Source organism: Prosthecobacter sp. GW821-HT29F12 (assembly GCF_058803405.1).
The window spans coordinates 2,931,887-2,949,568 of sequence record NZ_CM179517.1 but is presented as its reverse complement, the minus strand read 5'-3'; the positions used below and the strand labels follow the sequence as shown (position 1 = coordinate 2,949,568).

Annotated in this window: 12 protein-coding genes; 7 read left to right on the top strand and 5 right to left on the bottom strand. The window is 60.8% G+C overall.

All coding sequences use genetic code 11. From position 1 onward, the window contains the following. Positions 1 to 5 precede the first annotated feature (5 nt). A complete protein-coding gene (locus AC3RLQ_RS12185) occupies positions 6 to 1,787 on the top strand; it encodes an ABC transporter ATP-binding protein (RefSeq protein WP_493037419.1) in 1,782 nt (593 codons plus the stop codon). Positions 1,788 to 1,875: 88 nt separating this feature from the next. Here the strand turns inward: AC3RLQ_RS12185 and AC3RLQ_RS12180 are convergent, their stop codons facing one another. Together AC3RLQ_RS12180 and AC3RLQ_RS12175 are read right to left on the bottom strand one after the other, a co-directional pair. Continuing rightward, a complete protein-coding gene (locus AC3RLQ_RS12180) occupies positions 1,876 to 3,066 on the bottom strand; it encodes an ABC transporter permease (RefSeq protein ID WP_493037417.1) in 1,191 nt (396 codons plus the stop codon). 40 nt (positions 3,067 to 3,106) lie between these two features. After that, complete coding sequence (locus tag AC3RLQ_RS12175; protein ID WP_493037415.1) at positions 3,107 to 3,670, bottom strand: YidB family protein; 564 nt, start codon at positions 3,668 to 3,670, stop codon at positions 3,107 to 3,109. Between the two features lie 176 nt (positions 3,671 to 3,846). Here AC3RLQ_RS12175 and htpG point away from each other — a divergent pair, with 176 nt between their 5' ends. From htpG to ruvA, 4 genes are all read left to right on the top strand, one after another. Continuing rightward, positions 3,847 to 5,685: a molecular chaperone HtpG gene (gene htpG, locus AC3RLQ_RS12170; RefSeq protein ID WP_493037413.1), complete on the top strand. Its 1,839-nt coding sequence runs from the start codon at positions 3,847 to 3,849 to the stop codon at positions 5,683 to 5,685. A gap of 162 nt (positions 5,686 to 5,847) precedes the next feature. Continuing rightward, complete coding sequence (locus tag AC3RLQ_RS12165) at positions 5,848 to 7,140, top strand: phenylacetate--CoA ligase family protein (protein ID WP_493037411.1); 1,293 nt, start codon at positions 5,848 to 5,850, stop codon at positions 7,138 to 7,140. Between the two features lie 136 nt (positions 7,141 to 7,276). Beyond that, the gene (locus tag AC3RLQ_RS12160; protein ID WP_493037409.1) at positions 7,277 to 8,506 is read left to right on the top strand and encodes an IS481 family transposase; all 1,230 of its coding nucleotides are present in this window, start codon (positions 7,277 to 7,279) and stop codon (positions 8,504 to 8,506) included. A gap of 437 nt (positions 8,507 to 8,943) precedes the next feature. Beyond that, positions 8,944 to 9,549 (top strand): Holliday junction branch migration protein RuvA, encoded by a 606-nt coding sequence (ruvA, locus tag AC3RLQ_RS12155; RefSeq protein ID WP_493037407.1) that lies wholly within the window; start codon positions 8,944 to 8,946, stop codon positions 9,547 to 9,549. A gap of 527 nt (positions 9,550 to 10,076) precedes the next feature. Here ruvA and AC3RLQ_RS12150 read toward each other — a convergent pair. Next, entirely contained in the window at positions 10,077 to 12,809 is a 2,733-nt protein-coding gene (locus AC3RLQ_RS12150; RefSeq protein WP_493037405.1) for a DUF6797 domain-containing protein, read from the bottom strand. Between the two features lie 306 nt (positions 12,810 to 13,115). On the opposite strand from AC3RLQ_RS12150, the gene AC3RLQ_RS12145 reads away from it, so the two are divergent. Continuing rightward, positions 13,116 to 14,138: a chloride channel protein gene (locus tag AC3RLQ_RS12145; RefSeq protein ID WP_493037403.1), complete on the top strand. Its 1,023-nt coding sequence runs from the start codon at positions 13,116 to 13,118 to the stop codon at positions 14,136 to 14,138. Between the two features lie 130 nt (positions 14,139 to 14,268). On the opposite strand, the gene AC3RLQ_RS12140 is transcribed toward AC3RLQ_RS12145, so the two are convergent. Next, a complete protein-coding gene (locus AC3RLQ_RS12140; protein ID WP_493031625.1) occupies positions 14,269 to 15,489 on the bottom strand; it encodes an IS4 family transposase in 1,221 nt (406 codons plus the stop codon). 10 nt (positions 15,490 to 15,499) lie between these two features. On the opposite strand from AC3RLQ_RS12140, the gene AC3RLQ_RS12135 reads away from it, so the two are divergent. Then, positions 15,500 to 16,306, top strand: coding sequence for a chloride channel protein (locus tag AC3RLQ_RS12135; protein WP_493037401.1), 807 nt, complete (start codon positions 15,500 to 15,502; stop codon positions 16,304 to 16,306). A gap of 107 nt (positions 16,307 to 16,413) precedes the next feature. Here the strand turns inward: AC3RLQ_RS12135 and AC3RLQ_RS12130 are convergent, their stop codons facing one another. Next, positions 16,414 to 17,643, bottom strand: coding sequence for a serine hydrolase domain-containing protein (locus tag AC3RLQ_RS12130; RefSeq protein WP_493037399.1), 1,230 nt, complete (start codon positions 17,641 to 17,643; stop codon positions 16,414 to 16,416). Between the last annotated feature and the right edge of the window lie 39 nt (positions 17,644 to 17,682).

Here is a 17,682-nt window from a genome sequence, read left to right as displayed (position 1 = left end):
CAAACATGGCTGAAGAACGAGCGAGTAAAAAATTGTGGGACCGTGCAGCGTGGAAAGACGCGAGCTTTTTCCTGACCTACCTGCGTCCCCACTACAGAGTCTTCATCCCCGCGCTCATCGCGCTGGCGATCACGGGCGGCATGACAATCATTTTCATCAAGGAGCTCGCCGCCGTGGCAGGGCGCGGAATCGGTGGCGCCCATGGTCCTGAGTGGATGGCTGAACTCAACCACAGTGCATGGTTCCTGGTGTCCATCGTGGCGGTGCAGGCTGTCATCGCCTTCTTCCGCATCATGCTCTTTGCCAAGGCATCCGAGCGTGCGCTGGCCGCCCTGCGCCTCGATACCTTCAGCCGCATCATTCGTCTGCCCATGGCCACGCTGAATCAGCGCCGTGTCGGTGAACTCGCCTCCCGCCTCGCCAACGATGTCGAGGCCATGCGCGAAACGCTGGTCGTCACCATCCCCATGCTGATCCGCCACACGGTCATGCTCTCACTCTGTCTGGTGCTGATCCTGAACATGTCGGTCAAGCTGTCGCTGTTCATGGTAGGTACCATCCCCGTGGTGATCGTGATGATCGCCATCTTCGGCTCCCGCATTCGCAAGCTGACCAAGCGCGCGCAGGACAACCTCGCCTCCTCCCAGGTCGTGGTGGATGAGAGCCTCCAGAGCATCGTCAGCGTGAAGGCCTTCCGCAACGAGGCCTACGAACTCGCGCGCTATGAAAAAAATCTCAGCGAATACCTCCGCACCGTGCTGCGTGCGGCTGTGCCTCGGGCCTCGTTCATTGCCTTCATCATCTTCGCCTTCAGCGTGGCCTTGATCCTCGTGACCTGGTTCGCCATGCGCATGCTGAACGACGGCGGCATCGGCAAGGAAGAGCTGACTCAGTTCGCCGGCCTCAGTGGCATGATCGCAGCCTCCTTCGTGCAGTTCCCTGAGCTGATCACCCAGATCCAGCGCTCACTCGGCGCCACCGAGCGCGTGCGTGAAATCCTGCGTGATCAAACCGAGCCCGACGACACCGTCGGAGCCTCCAAACAGCGCTTCAAAGGCGAGATCGACATGCACGATGTCAGCTTTGCCTATCCCACACGTCCGGAAGCCATCGTTCTGCGTGATTTCAATCTGCAGGCAAAAGCCGGCCAGCGCATCGCCCTCGTCGGTCCCAGCGGCTCGGGCAAATCCACCAGCGTTTCGCTGCTGTTCCGCTTCTACGATCCGACCACCGGCGAAATCCGCATCGACGGCCAGCCGATTCGCGACATGTCTCTCACCACTCTCCGCCGCAATCTCGCCCTCGTGCCTCAGGAGGTCCTCCTCTTCGGCGGCAGCATCAAAGAAAACATCGCCTACGGCAAGCCTGAGGCCACCGAAGAGGAGATCATCAGTGCCGCGAAAAAAGCCAACGCTCACGATTTCATCGTCAGTCTCACCGAAGGTTATCAGACCCTCGTGGGAGACCGCGGCACCCAGCTTTCCGGCGGCCAGCGCCAGCGCATCGCCATTGCCCGCGCCATTCTCGCAGATCCGGCCATTCTGATCCTCGATGAAGCCACCAGCAGCCTCGATGCCGAAAGCGAACGCCTCGTGCAGGACGCGCTCGACAAGCTGATGGAAAACCGTACCAGCATCATCATCGCCCATCGCCTCAGCACCGTCCGCCGCTGCGATCAGATCCTCGTCATGTCCAGCGGTGCCATCCTCGAACGCGGCACCCACGACGAACTCGTCGCCAAACCCGGCAGCCTCTACGGCTCCCTCGCCAAGCTCCAGTTGGAATAGCCACATTGTGGACTGCCAGCCCTGCGCATGATTGCCCCAGCGCGGCGTGGTCCGCACTCTCCGAGTGCGGTCTGGGCCACTGGTGGCCCTAGCTCCTAAACACCATCGCCGGCTCCAGCTTGCTCACGCGCCAGATTCCCATCAGCGCCGCCAGCGTGCAGATGCACAGCACCACGCCCAGCACGGCAAACGGCACAAACTCCGGCATGTAAAAAGGCGGCTGCTCATTCTTCAGCGCTGCCATCGCGAAGCCGGAAGTGAAGAACAGCCCGATGCCGTAACCAATCAGGCCCACCGTAAACGCCTGCGCGATCAGCATCAGGCACAGCGTGCCATTGGACGCACCCATCGCCTTCAGCGCACCCAGATGCCGCATGTTCTCCAGCACGAACGAGTAAAACGTCTGGCAGCTCACCGCCATCCCCACCAGCAGGCCGATGATGACCGTGGTGCCAAAGGAAATCGGAATACCGGTGTTCTTCACATACCACCACACCGTCGAGACATTGAAGTTGTCCGTCTTTTCTCCGCCACGCTGCTCCCAGAATTCGCCAAAACCCGCTTCACGGTTCACAAACGCCTTCAGCCCAGTTTCGCGCTGAATATCCGCCACCGCTTGGTCCAGGCTCACGCCCTCGCGTGGCGCGCAGATCACCGCCTGCAGCATCTTGCGCTGGGCCGGCACATATTGCAGCGCCCGCTCATACGTTGTCCACACATACGGACCGCCAGTAAAGGAAGTCGCTGCATCCGCGATGCCCACCACCCGTGCCTCCTGGTCATTGAGCTCAAACACATCGCCCACCTTCACCTTTTCCCCGCGTTTGCGTGCCAGTCGTGTCACGCCCAGATCATCAATGATCACCGAATGCGGCAGCCTCAGTTTCATCAGATTGCCTTCCAGCATCTTCGCCGGCGCTCCCGCCAGCGTGTTGGCGTCAATGCCGATGAGCTGGATCATCTTGAAGTTCCCGTTTTCCAATCGCACGCGCTGGATGCCCGAATAGATCGGCGCAGCCCACGCCACGCTGGCCACACTGCGTACGCGCGCCACATCCGTGTCCAGCAGCGGATTCGTCTCATTCACCTGCTCCACCTTTTCCTCCACAACCCAGATCGGCGCCGGGACGTTTTTCAGCGTCGACTTCGTCCAGTTCATCAGCCCGCAGAACACCGCCGTCTGCTGCGCCATCAAAAACGTCGCCACCGCGAGACCTGCCACCAGCATCAGGTATTTCGCCGTGTCACCAAATAGCATTTTCAGAGCAAGGCGGAGCATGGCAGGTGTTACGTGTGGGATTCGCGCCGTGGCGCAGCCATCAGCGGCCTCCGCCAAACAATCCGCCAAGTCCGCTGCTGATCACACTGGTCAGCACGCTTTGGATCTGGCTGCCGCTGGGGTTGTTGTCGTGGATGTGTCCCTGCGGCGTCAGTTTGTCGATGATCTGCGGCAGGAACTGCGTCAGCAGCGGCTGCACCGTGTGCACATGCATGCCCACTTTGCCAGCAAGCGCCTGCAGGTTTTCTTCTCCCACCGCGGCCTTCATCTGCTCGGCATTGATCGGCAGGTTCGTTCCCGTTCCGACCCAGGAGGCAAAAATCTCAGTCAGGCCTGCTTTCTCAAACTGGGCCATCATTCCATTCAAACCACCCGCTTCATTCAGCAGCCCGGACAGCATCGCTGCGGGGTCCATTTTGGCAGAGCCGCCGAGCATGCTGCCCAGCGCGTTTTTGGCGAGTGAATCGAAAAGTCCCATGGTGGCCGCGAGTGTGGGGGAGGGGATGCCAAAGTCAAGGCCCCTCCACCAAAGGAACAATCCGTCAAGGCCCTCCGCCGACGCAAAATCGTCCTCGTCCTCCTGCTCGAACTCGTCCTCGATCACAGCGCCTTCGCCACACCCAAGTCCCACACGCCACACCCGCCACGTATTGTAGTACCGGCTTCAGCCGGTCCGGTCGACTCCCAGATCCCAGCCATCCCCCTCTGCCCGCAACACTTGACCTCCCACCCCCACCCGCTACTCTCTCCACCCCCAAACCCACGAAAAACCACACAACCATGAGCCAGACCCACGAATTCCAGGCCGAAGTCAAACAAGTCCTCGATATCGTCATCCACAGCCTCTACACCGACCGCGAGATCTTCATTCGCGAGCTCGTCTCCAACGCCTCAGACGCGATGGAAAAGATGCGCCTCACCCAGCTCACGGAAAAGGAAGTCTTCGATGCTTCCGCTGCGCTGGAAATCTCCATCACCACCGATGAAGCCGCCCGCACCCTCACCATCGCTGATCACGGCATCGGCATGACCCGCGCAGAGCTCGTCGAAAACCTCGGCACCATCGCCCATTCCGGCTCCAAGGCCTTTGCCGCCGCACTCAAAAACGCCGGCAAGCAAAACGACGCCTCCCTCATCGGCCAGTTCGGCGTCGGCTTCTACTCCGCCTTCATGGTGGCAGACAAAGTCGAGGTCCACACCCATTCCTGGCGCAACGACGGCGAGCACCTCGTCTGGACCAGCGATGGCAGCACCAGCTACACCATCGACGAATCCTCCGAAGAAGCCCGCGGCTGCAAAATCATCCTCCACCTCAAGGAAGACGCCGCCGAGTTCTCCAAGAAGCATCGCGTGAAGCAGATCTTGGAAAAATACTCCAACTTCGTCACCTTCCCGGTCATCCTCGACACCGAGCGCGTCAACACCGTCGAGGCCCTCTGGCTCAAGTCCAAGGACAGCATCACCGACGAGCAGTACACCGAGTTCTATCGCTTCGCCGCCCACGCCTTTGATGATCCCAGCTACCGCCTCCACTTCCAGGCCGAGTCCCCCATCGCCATCAATGCGCTGCTCTTCACCCCCACGCAGAACATGGAAGCCTACGGCATGGGCCAGATGGAGCCCAACGTCGGCCTCTACTGCAAAAAAGTCCTCATCGATCCAAAGCCCAAAAAGCTCCTTCCCGAGTGGATGCGCTTCGTCCGCGGCGTCATCGACAGTGAAGACCTTCCCCTGAACATCTCCCGCGAGTCCATGCAGGACAGCGCCCTCGTCCGCAAGCTCGGTGACGTCGTCGCCAAGCGCCTGCTCAAGCACCTCGACAAGGAAGCCGTCGAAGACCCGAAGAAGTACAATGAGTTCTATGCGAACTTCAGCCGCTTCTTCAAAGAAGGCATCGCCACCGATCACACCAATCGCGATGCCATCGCCAAGCTCCTCCGCTTTGAATCCAGCATGACCGAGCCCGGCGAGACCGTCAGCCTCACCGAATACGTGAAGCGCATGAAGGAAGACCAGAAGGAAATCTACTACCAGGTTTCCACCTCACGCAGCACCATCGAAAGCGGCCCCTACGTCGCCGCCTTCAAGGCCAAGGGCTTCGAAGTGCTCTACATGTTCGAGCACATCGACGAATACGTCATCTCCAGCCTCAGCAAGTTCGAAGACAAAGACCTCAAGTCCGTCAACGCTCCCGACATTGATCTCGGCGACGACACCAGCGAAGGCGAAGCCCTCGCAGAAAGTGACGCCACCTCCCTGTGCGACTGGATCAAAGAACGTCTCGCCACCCAGGTCGAAACCGTCCGCACCGGCAAGCGCCTCGTCGGCAGCCCCGCCCTCGTGCTCACCCCTGAAGGCGAGATGAGCCCGCAGATCCGCCAGATGATGAAGGCCATGGGCAAAGACGGCGACATGCCCGGCTCGAAGGTCATCTTCGAAATCAATCCCCGCCATCAACTCGTCCGCAATCTCTCGGCCCTCCGCGAAAAAGACCCCGAAACCGCCGGCCTCATCACCGAGCAGATTCTGGACAATGCCCTCCTCTCCGCCGGCCTCCTCGATGAGCCCCAGCGCATCATCGAGCGCACGCAAAAGCTGATGGAAAAACTGTCCGCATAGAGTGACGGCTCAAGGTTGTCATTGAGTTCAGAGCATCCTTAATTACTCTCCGGGGGCGTCGCAGGTGCGACGCCCCTTTTCATAGGTGTCATGAGCCTGCGAGCGTTAACAGACCCCTTGCTATGGCTTCGGTCCCTCTGGGATCATCACACGGTGCTGCGCATGTCACGTGAGCAGCTTCAGGCACGCCAGTTGCAGAAGTTCCGGCGCTTGGTGGCCCACGCACAGGCACATTCACCTTATTACCGCTCCATCATCCAGGAGCGGGGCATCGCTGTTCGCGCCTGTGTGCCCACCGATTTTCCGGTGCTCACCAAGCAGGACGTTGCCCTGCATTTTGATGACATCGTCACAGATCGTCGTATCACACGCGCTCGCATTGTCGATTTCGTGTCCCAATCATCGGACGGGAGAAATCTGTTTGAGGGCAAATACCATGTCATGAACACCTCCGGGTCTTCCGGGCAGTTTGCCTGCCATGTGTTCTCCCATGTGTCGTGGATTTCAGCGGCCAGCCTGGGCGTGCGCATTGCGCCTCTGCGCCTGCGGCAGCGCGTGGCCTATGTAGGCGTCACCACCGGGCACTCCGGCGGTGTCAATCTTGCACACTCAGGCAATGAGGGCGCCAACAAGCTCTTTTACCAGATGCGAGCCTACGATGTGCTGCAGCCGATCCATGACGTCATCGATGATCTGAACGCCTTCCAGCCCCGCGTGGTCACCGGGTATGCCACCATGCTCAAGGAGCTCGCTGAGGCCCAGATCCAGGGCAAACTGCGCATCCGGCCTTGGCGCGTGGCCAGTGGCGGCGAGCCTCTCCTGCCGGACGCGCGGGCTCTGATCGAGCGCGCCTTTCAGACCCAGGTCATGAACATTTATGCCTCCACCGAGCATCTCTACATGGGCCTCACTTTGCCGGGCAGTGATGGCATGCATCTCATGGAGGATGATCTGATCTTCGAACTGCATGAAGACCACACCTGCGTGACGAATCTCTTCAACGACACCATGCCATTGATTCGTTACCGGATGAGCGATGTCTTGTTGCCTGACGAAAGACCACGCAAAGACTCATACCCCTACACCAAGGTCCAGGGCCTCGTCGGGCGGCAGGAAAATGCGCTGATCTTCATCAATGAAAAAGGCCAGAGGGACTTCATTCATCCTTTTGTCGTCCTTGATCTGGCCGTGCCTGGCCTTAATGCGTGGCAGGTAATATTGGAAAGTTTGTCTTCCTTTCGGGTTCGTGTCTGTCTTGCAGAAGGCTGCACCGAATCTCAATGCCGCGAAGCTGTCGAGCGGGTCACTCACCACTTTCAGCACATCTTGAAGGAAAAGCAGATGCAGAATGTCGTGTTCGAAATTGAGCGTGTGGACTCTCTGCCCATCGATCCCAAAACAGCCAAATTCCGCCTCGTGCTCAAATCCCCCAATTATCAGGACCTGCCGGGTTAGAGGAGGAATTCTGTGTCCTATAAATCCAGATCAACCAAAACGGTTCTCCCTCTCCCCGCCCCTGACACACCATGGCGGTATGTTCCGGGCACGTTGGTGACACTTTCTCCCGGGGACATGGGTGACAGGGTGACTGATGCCCTGGAACCAAACAAACGAGATGAAGGAACGGTTGAAGATGATCGGCGAGTATTTGAGCGGCGGCTATGGGCCAGCGGAGCTGGCCCGGCGATACGGCGTGAGCCGCAAGTCCGTCTACAAGTGGATCGCTCGCTACGAGCAGGCAGGAGCGGAGGGATTGCAGGAGCGATCCAGCGCACCGCATCACCATCCCAACGCCACGGAGTTGGAGGTCGTCGAGCATATCCTGCGGCTCAAGGCTCGCTGGCCACACTGGGGCGCGCCAAAGCTTCTGGCACGGCTGCAGCGCGAGTCTGAAGCGGGGCCGCATCCTGCGGAGAGCACGGTCAGCGACATCTTGCGCAGGCATGGGCTGTCCAATTCGATCAAGCGACGCGCGCATGCCAGCGCAGTGCCCAGCAGCCAGCCGCTGGGGCATGCACGTGCACCCAACGAGGTGTGGTGCGTGGACTTCAAGGGATGGTTCCGCACGGGCGATGGCAGCAAGTGCAGTCCACTGACGCTCACCGATGCCAGCAGCCGTTACCTTCTGCGCTGCCAGTGCCTGGGCAGCAAGACCGGAGGGCCGCTGGTGCAGCCCATCATGATCAGCGCGTTCCGGGAGCATGGGATGCCGTGCGCGATACGCTCGGACAACGGGCCGCCCTTTGCCAGCCGCACGCTCGGCGGGCTCAGCGCACTGAGCGTGTGGTGGTTGCGGCTGGGCATCAGGTTGGAGCGCATCGAGCCGGGCAAGCCGCAGCAAAACGGACGGCACGAGCGCTTTCATCGCACGCTGGAACAGCACACCGCATCACCGCCAGCACGAACGCTCAAGGCGCAGCAGCGCTGCTTTGACGAGTTCCGCCGCGAGTACAACCACGAGCGCCCGCACGAGGCGCTGGGCCAGACCACACCTGCGGAACACTACAGGCCATCGAGCCTTGAGTATCCTCAGCGACTGCCTGATGCGCGGGAGTTCCCTGAGGAGTGGCACCGGCGCAAAGTGAAGCCAGGAGGCACGATCAAGTGGAGCGGCCATGAGGTGCATCTCACACAGGTGCTCAGCGGCGAAGATGTGGGGCTGGAGCCGGTGGGAGACGGGCGCTGGGCAGTGTGGTTCCAAGATCTTGAACTGGGCGTTTTTGATGAGCGCACCATGAAGGTCAAAGGGCATAAAAATCTGCCAAAACAGGCTGGGACCAAGCCACGTGAAGCCGAGGATGGGAGGGGCGGTGTTTTGTGAGCCTGCGCTACGGGCGTCTTCCCGGCTCGGCTGAGGCCTCGCTCGGAAAGCCACCCTGCGCGCAGGCTCACAAAAACAAGGTGCTGCATGCGCTTGGATGAGCCGCCCCAGCCATAAAAAAGTGTCACCTATGTGCCTGGGAGAAAATGTAACCCTTGTGCCCGAGTGCACAATGGCAAGAATATTTTCCTCGGGGGAGAGGGCAGGGGTGAGGGGGCACGGTCACCCTTAGCCAGCATGATGTGTCTTCATCCACTCCTCACTCCCAAGGGCACCTTGGGCAATTGCCACATCATCGATGGGGATGGGACGAGCCGTGCGTCCATGCGATGTTATGAGCCTGTAAGGCTATAGAAAAGGACGGATCAATCCTTGCTCGCTACCGTTCGCATCAAACCTCCGCTTGCACCTTCGCGCCTACCCGCCTTCATGCCCGCATGATCGCCTTCCTTCGCGGCCTCCTCGCCGAAGCCCTCCCACACCGTGCCACCATCGACGTCAACGGCGTGGGCTACCTCGTCCTCATCCCGCTCACCACCTTCGACAAGCTCCCGCACCCCGGTGAACAAGTACAGCTTCTCACCCACTACCACGTCACCGATCGCGACCACACCCTCTTCGGCTTCATCACCGCAGACGAGCGCGATCTCTTCCGCCTCCTCATGGACCGCGTCTCCGGCATCGGTCCCAAGATGGCCCTCAGCGTCCTCAGCGGCATGCCCGTCGCCGCCTTCAAAGACGCCGTCATCAGCGGCGATGTGAAATCCCTCTCCCGCATCAAAGGCGTCGGTGGTAAAACTGCCGAACGCATCGTGCTCGAGCTCAAGGACAAAGTCGGCGTCGTCGATGCCTGGCAGGCCTCCCGCACCGCCAAAGGCGCCCACGACCCCAAACAGGAAGCCCAGACCGACGCCGTCCTCGGCCTCATCGCCCTCGGCTACAAACAATCCGAAGCCATCAAAGCTGTCAACGACCTCGCCAAACAGCCCGGCATGGAGACCGCCGACAAACTCATCCGCGAAGCCCTCCGCAGCATGAACTAAAGTAGCCTTGTTCCTGCGGAACAGGGGAAAGCCCCCGTTTCACCTCAGCCCTGCAGTGGTCCCCCACGTTGGACATCTGGTGCTTCCCTCTGTTCCACAGGAACAGCACAACTTGCTCTCACCATCAGTGTCGCCATCCCAGCCATAGCCTGGGAGCGCGGGTCTCTGAGCCCGCAGCAGGTCGTCCGCGCATGAAGGATGTTCTTTCATGCTGTCTGTCGCAAGCAAACATGGAACACCAGTGCCGCCATCAGATGGCGCGGCCATCCCAGCCAGAGCCTGGGAGCGCGGGCCTCCGAGCCCGCAGCAGGTCGTCCGCGCCTGGCAGATGTTCTTCCATGCTGTCAGTCACAAGCACACTTGGGACATCAGTGCCGCCATCGGATGGCGGAGCCATCCCAGCCTGTAGCGAGGGATTGAGCGCAGCGACATCCCTCGTAAACGCTCACGTCATCCCCCAAGGCACATGCATCGCGTAGCGATGACAGCACGCATGTCCCTGACCTAACGTCCTCGCCTCGGTGCCCCTACTTCAAACTCTTGATATACAAAATCAGACTCTCAATCTGCCCCTCATTCAAAATCCCCGAATAAATCGGCATCCCCGTATCAAACTTCTCAAATCCCTTCACGACCTTCGCACTCGGATTCGTGATCGACTCCCGCAGATACGCCTCATCCGCTTTAAACTTGCCCTTCTGTCCTTTGGCGATCTCACGCTCGCTGCCATACAGCCCCTTCCAGCTCGGCCCCACCTTGCCCACCAGCGTCCCATCCGTGCTATGGCACGCCATGCAGCCAAACATCTGATACAGCCGCTCGCCTTCCTCTGCCGTCGCCTTCACCGTGGCCACTGCCGCCGCTTTACGCGGCGTCAGGTCCACCTTCAGATTCTCATCAAACCCTTCCTTCTTCGCATCAAACGTCATGAGCTCCCACGGTGAAAAATACGCCGTGTTCTCCGCCTTCAAGCCATCCGCGCTCTTCAGCCCCCAGCCGATCCGCATCTGGTGCACACCCGCCTTCATATCTGGAAAACCCACCAGCACGCTCATCCCATCATTGCTCAGGTACGCGCTGCTCGCCGTCATCCATTCCTGCCCGCTGCTGCCATCCAGCTTCAAATGCGGCGAGCCATAGTCAAAGGTGCGTTTGTAGTTCCAGCGCTCAGCATTGAAGCTGTCCGGATCAGTCGCCAGTTTCGGATCCAGCTTCGCATTGAAGCGCAGCAGCAGCCCCTTGTCCGTCGGCGTCACTTCCTTGAGCAGCACGCGCGGCTTGCCCGTGTAGCGCACGCGCGCCAGACCACTGATCTTCTTCACCACTGTGCCCCACACCTGGAATCCCACCACATAGAGCTGACCGTCCGCCGGATTCACCACCGCATTCAGCGTCGGGAAATCAAAGTTGCGGTTAAAGCTCACAACCGCCGCCTGCGGCTTTTCAAAATGTGAGTTCATCAGCACGCGGAACAGCTCCGGCCGGTTGTAGCCAATGTGGATCAACTCCCCATTCACCGGCCCCATCTTCGCATCCAGCAGCCAAGTCTGCGTCACCCCGCTCGGATTCACTGGATGCGGCAGCCACGTCAGCGGCTCCGTGATCGTCTCCGGATACTTCTCCTTCGGCGCGATCGTCGGCAGATGCCCGTAGAAGTGGTGATCCGAAATGATATGCAGCGGCGTGGACGGCACATAGTTGCCCTGCTGATCGCTCGCCGTCACCAGCCCCGTCTTCGGATTCACCCCAATGAACGGCTGCCGCAAACCATACCCAATCACCTCCATCGACTTCCCATCCGCCGCCACCTTGATCACCGTCCCATTGTGCTTCCCATAGGTCGTCCCCTCCTGCCCACCCTTCGAAATATACAGCTCCCCCTTCGGCCCCAGCTTCATCGAATTCGGAAACTCCCGCGTCTCCGCCGTCTGCGCAAAAAGATTGCAGAACATCTCATACCGGTCGCACTCCCTGTCCCCATTCGTGTCCACCAGTTTCCAGATCCCATTGCGATCAAAAACAAGGATCTCGGCAGATGCGCTGTTTTTGTCCGCTCCATCTCCCATCTTCGATCTCCCATCTCCGGCGGCACGCCTCACAACGATGCTCATCGGCTCATGAAGCCCGCTCGCAAACCTCTTCCACGTCACCTTCTCCAAGTCCCCCTTCAAACCCGAGATCAACCACACATCCCCATCAAACGTCACCCCCGCCGCATCCCCCTGATCATTCAAAAACGCCACATCCGCCAGCCTCACATTCCTCTTCCACGGATTTTCCAGGGGCAGGGGAATCTCATCGATGACATAAGCGTCCGGCTTGGTGGAAAGCGTGGCGGTGGTGGTGATAATATCACTCCATTCCATGATCCCGTTCGACTCCTCTGAGAGAGTCTTCAATGTCTTGTTTCTAGCGCCAGTTTCAATTTCCTGCGGTTGTTCGGTTGGAGAAAGGACCATGTACAAACAATCTTTTTCTGAACTGATGGTGGTCTCCTGGATCTTGGCACCATTGGAAAAAACAATCTTTCCGAATGCCGTAATCTCGCCGCTTCTTGGAGGAGCATCCATCCCGATCATTAACGTCAACGGCTCGCGATGAGGCGCCACGGCGATGTGTCGCTCGACAGAGACGGCGGCATCGTTTTTAACCACCAAAACACGTTCAGTGATCTCTACGTCACCAACCTTGTAAATGAAAGAAATGCTCCCGTCTTTGGCGACAAGGATTGACTCAAACTGCGTATTTGTCACCGGCCCTCTCCCCACCTCTTCCGGACTCGGCGTCGCCTCACGCGGATCCACAAAGCTCGGCTTCTCCCCGACCTGCCATCCCGGATAAATCCCGTTCGCCAGCCACACCTTGCCAATCGGCTTCGGCAGATACTCCTGCCCGTCCTTCGTCTTCTGTCCCGCCACATGATACGAGCCAGGCGCCAGCGCCTCCGCACTCACCGGCGGCTTCCCAGCCTCGCCTTCCCAGATGCACGCAATGCGCAGCAGATCCGTGTCAAAGCACGCCCACAGATTGTGCCCCAGATTCAAAACAATCCCACGCGGCGTCAGATTGTCCTTCGGAAAACCCTCCCCCACCTCCCGCGCATCCAGCACACTGCTGAAAAACGGAAAATCCTTCTCCACAAAATCCCCCCATGGCGAGGGCGTGGCGGGGGCGTCTGTCTTGGGGGCCTTGGCAGGCTTGTCTGCGGCAAGTGTGGCGATGGCAAGGGGCAGGAGCGCGAGGAGCAGGCGAAACTTCATGGTTGGAGAGAACAGGCAAGGCGGGTCGAATCTGTCAATCAGGGAGTGCTCCTCCCATGCTTCGTCCCTTTTCCAGCGCCACCCATCGCACCATGGCCCCCAGCGTGGAGTGGTCCGCACATTCCATGTGCGGTCTGGGCTTGGCAGAACCGCACCTCGGAGAGTGCTACTCACTCCACGCTGGAGCTCTCCGCATGTGGCGGTTTGCATGACGAGACACTTGTTTCCGCCATAGGAAGGTGCCAAAAATAGCCTGCCGTAGGAATCGCGAGTGGACTGGTTGCGGAGCTATGCATGTATGTCTCCATGAGTCTCCGCAGCCTTCTTTCCAAGCTGCCGCCGCGTCCTCGCCTCTATGTCGCCACGGCGATCTATGGCGTGGCCGGTGGCGGGATCGCTGTGGCCTTTCATCAGTGCATCCACCTCCTCTACGGCCGCACGTTTGAAACCTGGGCGGTGCAGTCGCCTGACACGTTTGCCTGGCGCACGCTGGCCCTCATGCTGGCGGCCTCACTGGCCTCAGGACTGCTCCTGCACTTTGCCGGACCGTCTGCTGCTGGCAGCGGCATTCCGCAGTTGAAGCTGGCGTATTGGAAAGAGTTTGGCTGGTCATCTCCCCGCATCATGTGGGTAAAGTTTGTCGCCGGTGCTGTGAGCATCGGCAGCGGCATGAGCCTGGGGCGCGAAGGCCCTTCCGTGCAGATGGCGGGCACCATGGGCTCCGTCATCGCCACGCGGCTGGGACTGGCCAAAGCCAAGCACCGCATGCCTGCAGCGGCGGGCGCAGCGGCAGGTCTCGCAGCAGCTTTCAACACCCCTCTCGCCGCCGTCACCTTTGTGCTGGAGGAAATCATCGGCGATCTCAACAGCCGCTTTCTCGGCAACGTCCTCATGGCCTCGATGATCGGGGCGCTCGTGGTGCATGGCCTGCTGGGCGCAGAGCCGGCGTTTCGGATGGTAGTGACGAACGAACCCGGCTGGCAGGTCTATGTGCTCACCCCCTGGGTGGCTGCCTGCGCCACGCTCGCGGGGCTGCTCTTTCAGCGCGGCAGCCTGAACCTCCGTGGCTGGTCCCATGCACAACGCCGTCTGCCCGCCTGGGCCTTGCCCTCAGTAGGCGCTTTGCTCACTTGGGCCATCGGCATGCTCGTCTGGAAGCAGACCGGGCGTCTCGGCGTGTTCGGTCTCGGCTACAATGATCTCTCAGATGCGCTTTCAGGCAGGCTCGCGTGGGAGCTCGCAGCGCTGCTGCTGGTGGCCAAGCTGCTCGCCACCATATTGTGCTATGGGCTGGGAGGCCAGTACTGTTCGGCACGCGGTCTGCTATAGAGGGGTGAATGGAGCCAAGCATTTTTGAATTGAGGCGGCGGTGAAAGGGCCAGGGAGTGGGAGGTGGGCGACATCGTGGCATCCGGGCACGCGCAGCCCTGGCGCGCGCGCGCGCCTGCACTGCCCTTTGCTATGCGGGTTTCCAGTTGCTCAGCGTGCCATGCCGCGGCTTGCGCACCCGGGTGGCGCGCTGCACCTCAAGCCGCAGCGCCTCGGCAAGCTCCTCCTCGCTGGCCGTCTGCATCTGATGAAAGGCCAGCATCTCCAGCATGCGTTTGCTCGGCCGCCGTCCCAGCCTGCGCGTCAGCAGCACCGCGCAGATCAGCGCGGCATAGATCTGGATGGCCACGCCGTTTTCGCTCTCCGCAAACCAGTGCCGGCAGGGCAGCAGGCATTTGAGCCAGCGGAAAAATCCCTCCACCTCCCAGCGCTGCCGGTAGAGTCCGGCGAGCTCCCCGGCGCTGAGCTGTTCTGCCGTTTGATTGCTCACCAGCCATACGGGCTCCTCCATGTCCGGCCGGTCGACGACCACCAGGCGGAACGGGCCGCGCCTGCACAGGGCCCTCTCCCCGAGCATGACGCGCTCATCCCGGCAGACGCCGGCCTCAATGTCGCGCTGGCTTAGCGGCAGCTCCTGGAGCGTCTCCACCTTGACATGGTTCTGGCGCAGGCGCATGAGAAAGCCGCACCCGGCGCTCTCGAGCTCCTCGAGGTAGCGGTAGTTCATGCCGTAGTTGCGGTCGCCGATGTAGAACTCCCCGGCCTTGAGCTGCTGGCGCAGGGCTTTGCGCTCGCACAAAACCCCGTTGGAGGGCAGGCCGCCGGCAGGCAGGCCGTCGGCCAGGCGGTATTTGATGTGCAGGCGCACGGCGCGCTGGTCCTTGTACTGGCTGCGCCAGGTGGCCCAGTCCATGCGCGGGAGCACATACCACAAGGTGCTGTCGACCACGCGCAGCGCGGCGAGGTCCACGCCGCCGGGACCGGGCTGCGGGGGAAGGTCCGCCACCAGGCGCTCCAGCACGGCCTGGAGCAGCCGCGCATCAAAGAGGCTCTGCGCCTCCGAGAAGCTGCCCAGGCTTGCGGGCAGGGTGCCCAGGGAGCGTTGCGTGCGCTGCAGCCTGCTGGCCTGGCAGAGCCCGCGCATGGAGGTGATGACCGGGTTGAACAGGCCGAGCAAAAACAGCGAGAAGTAATCGCGCTGGTGGAGGGTGCGCCGCGGGTCGTGCTCGCTGCGGTGGGGCTGATGCAGCGGGCTGACCTCGTCGAGCACACGCTGGAACTGCTCGATGAGCTTCCAGTGCCGCAGCTGGGCGGCTTCAATCTTGGGGGCTGGGACTCGGGCTGCAGCCATCAGCAACTTCATGCCACCCTTCGCCCAAACGTACAGCAACGTTTTTGTCACATCACTCCACCTCAAACCCTGTGCCGAACACTATTGGCTGGGAGGCTGCGGCGGCATCTTTTCTCCCACCCTGTTCTTCGGCGGCATGGCAGGGCTCGCGGCCGCTGGGCTCGGCAAACTGGTGCTGCCCCTTCATGAAGGAGATCAGGTCGTGCTCGCCGTCGTGGGCATGTGCGCATGCCTGGGCGCGGTCGTGCGTGCGCCCGTCACCGGCATTCTGATCGTCTTTGAAATGACGCACCAGTTTTCCCTCGTGCTGCCGCTCATGCTCGGCGTCCTCGTCAGCCAGGCCATCAGCCGTCGCATGATGAACTCCAACTTCTATGAAGAAGTCCTCGAGCAGGACGGCCACCACCTCAACCGCATCATTCCTCCGCGCGATCTGGGAGCCTGGCAGCAGCTTCCGGCATCCGCCATCGCCAATTTCCATCCAGAATCGCTCACAGACCTCGGCAGCGAATCTCTGCGCGCCGCCTTCAACCGGCATCCCTACTCAAATTTTCCGGTGCTGCAGGACGGCAAAGTGGTGGGTGTGCTCACCCGGCATGACATGGAGCGCGCTCTGCTTTCCAACGAAGCACCCGAGTTCGAGCCCGCAGTCACCGCAGATCCCCAGGAAAGCATCCGCGTCATCCAGTCCCGCATCATCGACTCCCGCGCTGGCATGGTCATCCTGTGCGATGACAAACAGACACTCCTCGGCGTCGTCACCCTCCACGATCTCCTCCGCGCCCAGCTCGCCTATGGCAATGTGGGAGAGGACTGAGAAACTCAGCCTCGGTGGCTTCATCGCGGCCTGGGCCCGGAGATTCCATGTGCGGTCTGGGAGAGCTGGAGACCGCACTCGGAGAGTGCGATCCACACCGCGCTGGGTTACTCGTATCTCACCGCCGCACACACCATCTCCAGCACCCGGTTCAGCGAAGCCGCCCCGCTTCCCTCCATAAACGCATTCCCCGGAATCGGCTGCCAGTTGTCGCGATCATGCTTCTGTTCCGGCTGCGGGATCCGCGTCAGCGTCGGATCATACTGCCCGTCCTTGCCGCCCAGCTTGTAAATCACCAGGTCCAGCGACGGCACAATGTATAAACAAAAACCACCCGCTCCCGATTTCCAAAACGCATCCTTCGGCGCCCCCGCCACGTGCCCGTCCGCATTGTGCTCAAACTGCAGCGAGAACGGCGTGTGCGGATTGTACGGGCTCCACGTCTGGCATTTCTTGATGTAATCCGCCGGCACAAGCTGCTGATCCTTCCACTTGCCACCATGCGCCAGGCAGTACCCCATGCGCACCGCATCCGTCGCATGCAGCGCCGTGCTCCCCGCGCCATTCGCGTGCGGCATCACATAGTCGCCACGGTGCAGGCAGTAGTCCCACGCGCCCCAGCCCTGCGGTTTCGCCAGCCGCGCATCAATGTAGTCCTTCAGCTCCATCCCGGTCACATGCCGCAGCACGATGCTGGCAATGTGTGGGGAAGGGGAGGAATACGAATACCCGGCCCCCGGATTCGTCCACAGTGGCACATTGAGCGATGACTTGTCCAGATCCTTGATGTTCTGCCCCGGCACCGGCTTCAGCTGCTGCGCCTTCGGGTCACCTTTCACATACCCCGTCGGCGTCTGCCCTTCACCCCAGTAGCCGCCCGTCATGCACAGCAGCTGCCCCAGTGTGATCTCCGCCTTGCGCGGATCATTCAGCGGAAAAGCCTCCGGCAGATACTTCTCAGTAAACACCTTCGTATCCAGCCCCTCAGGGATCTTGTCTTTAAACTCATGCAGCATGATCCCGCACGCGATGCTGCAAAAAGCCTTCCCCGTGGACGCCATGTCCGGATTGCTGTTGCGGCTCGCGCGGCCGAAGTATTTCTCAAATACCAGATACCCCTTGTGCACCACCACGAGGCCCCCGTTTCCCGTGGAGCGCTCCGTCATCACATACGCCGGCTCCAGCTTCACCAGATCCATGCCCCCCAGCTCGCGGCACTCCTTCTCCCCCTTCGCCTCGCGCCAGCCACCCTCACTGTCCGGCGGCGGGAAATAAAGATCAGCAGCCTGCAGCGCGGCAGAGGCGAAAACGAGTGCGGTCAGAAGTCGGAAGCTCATGGTCCATCACCATGAAATGCAGCACGCCATCTGGCCAGC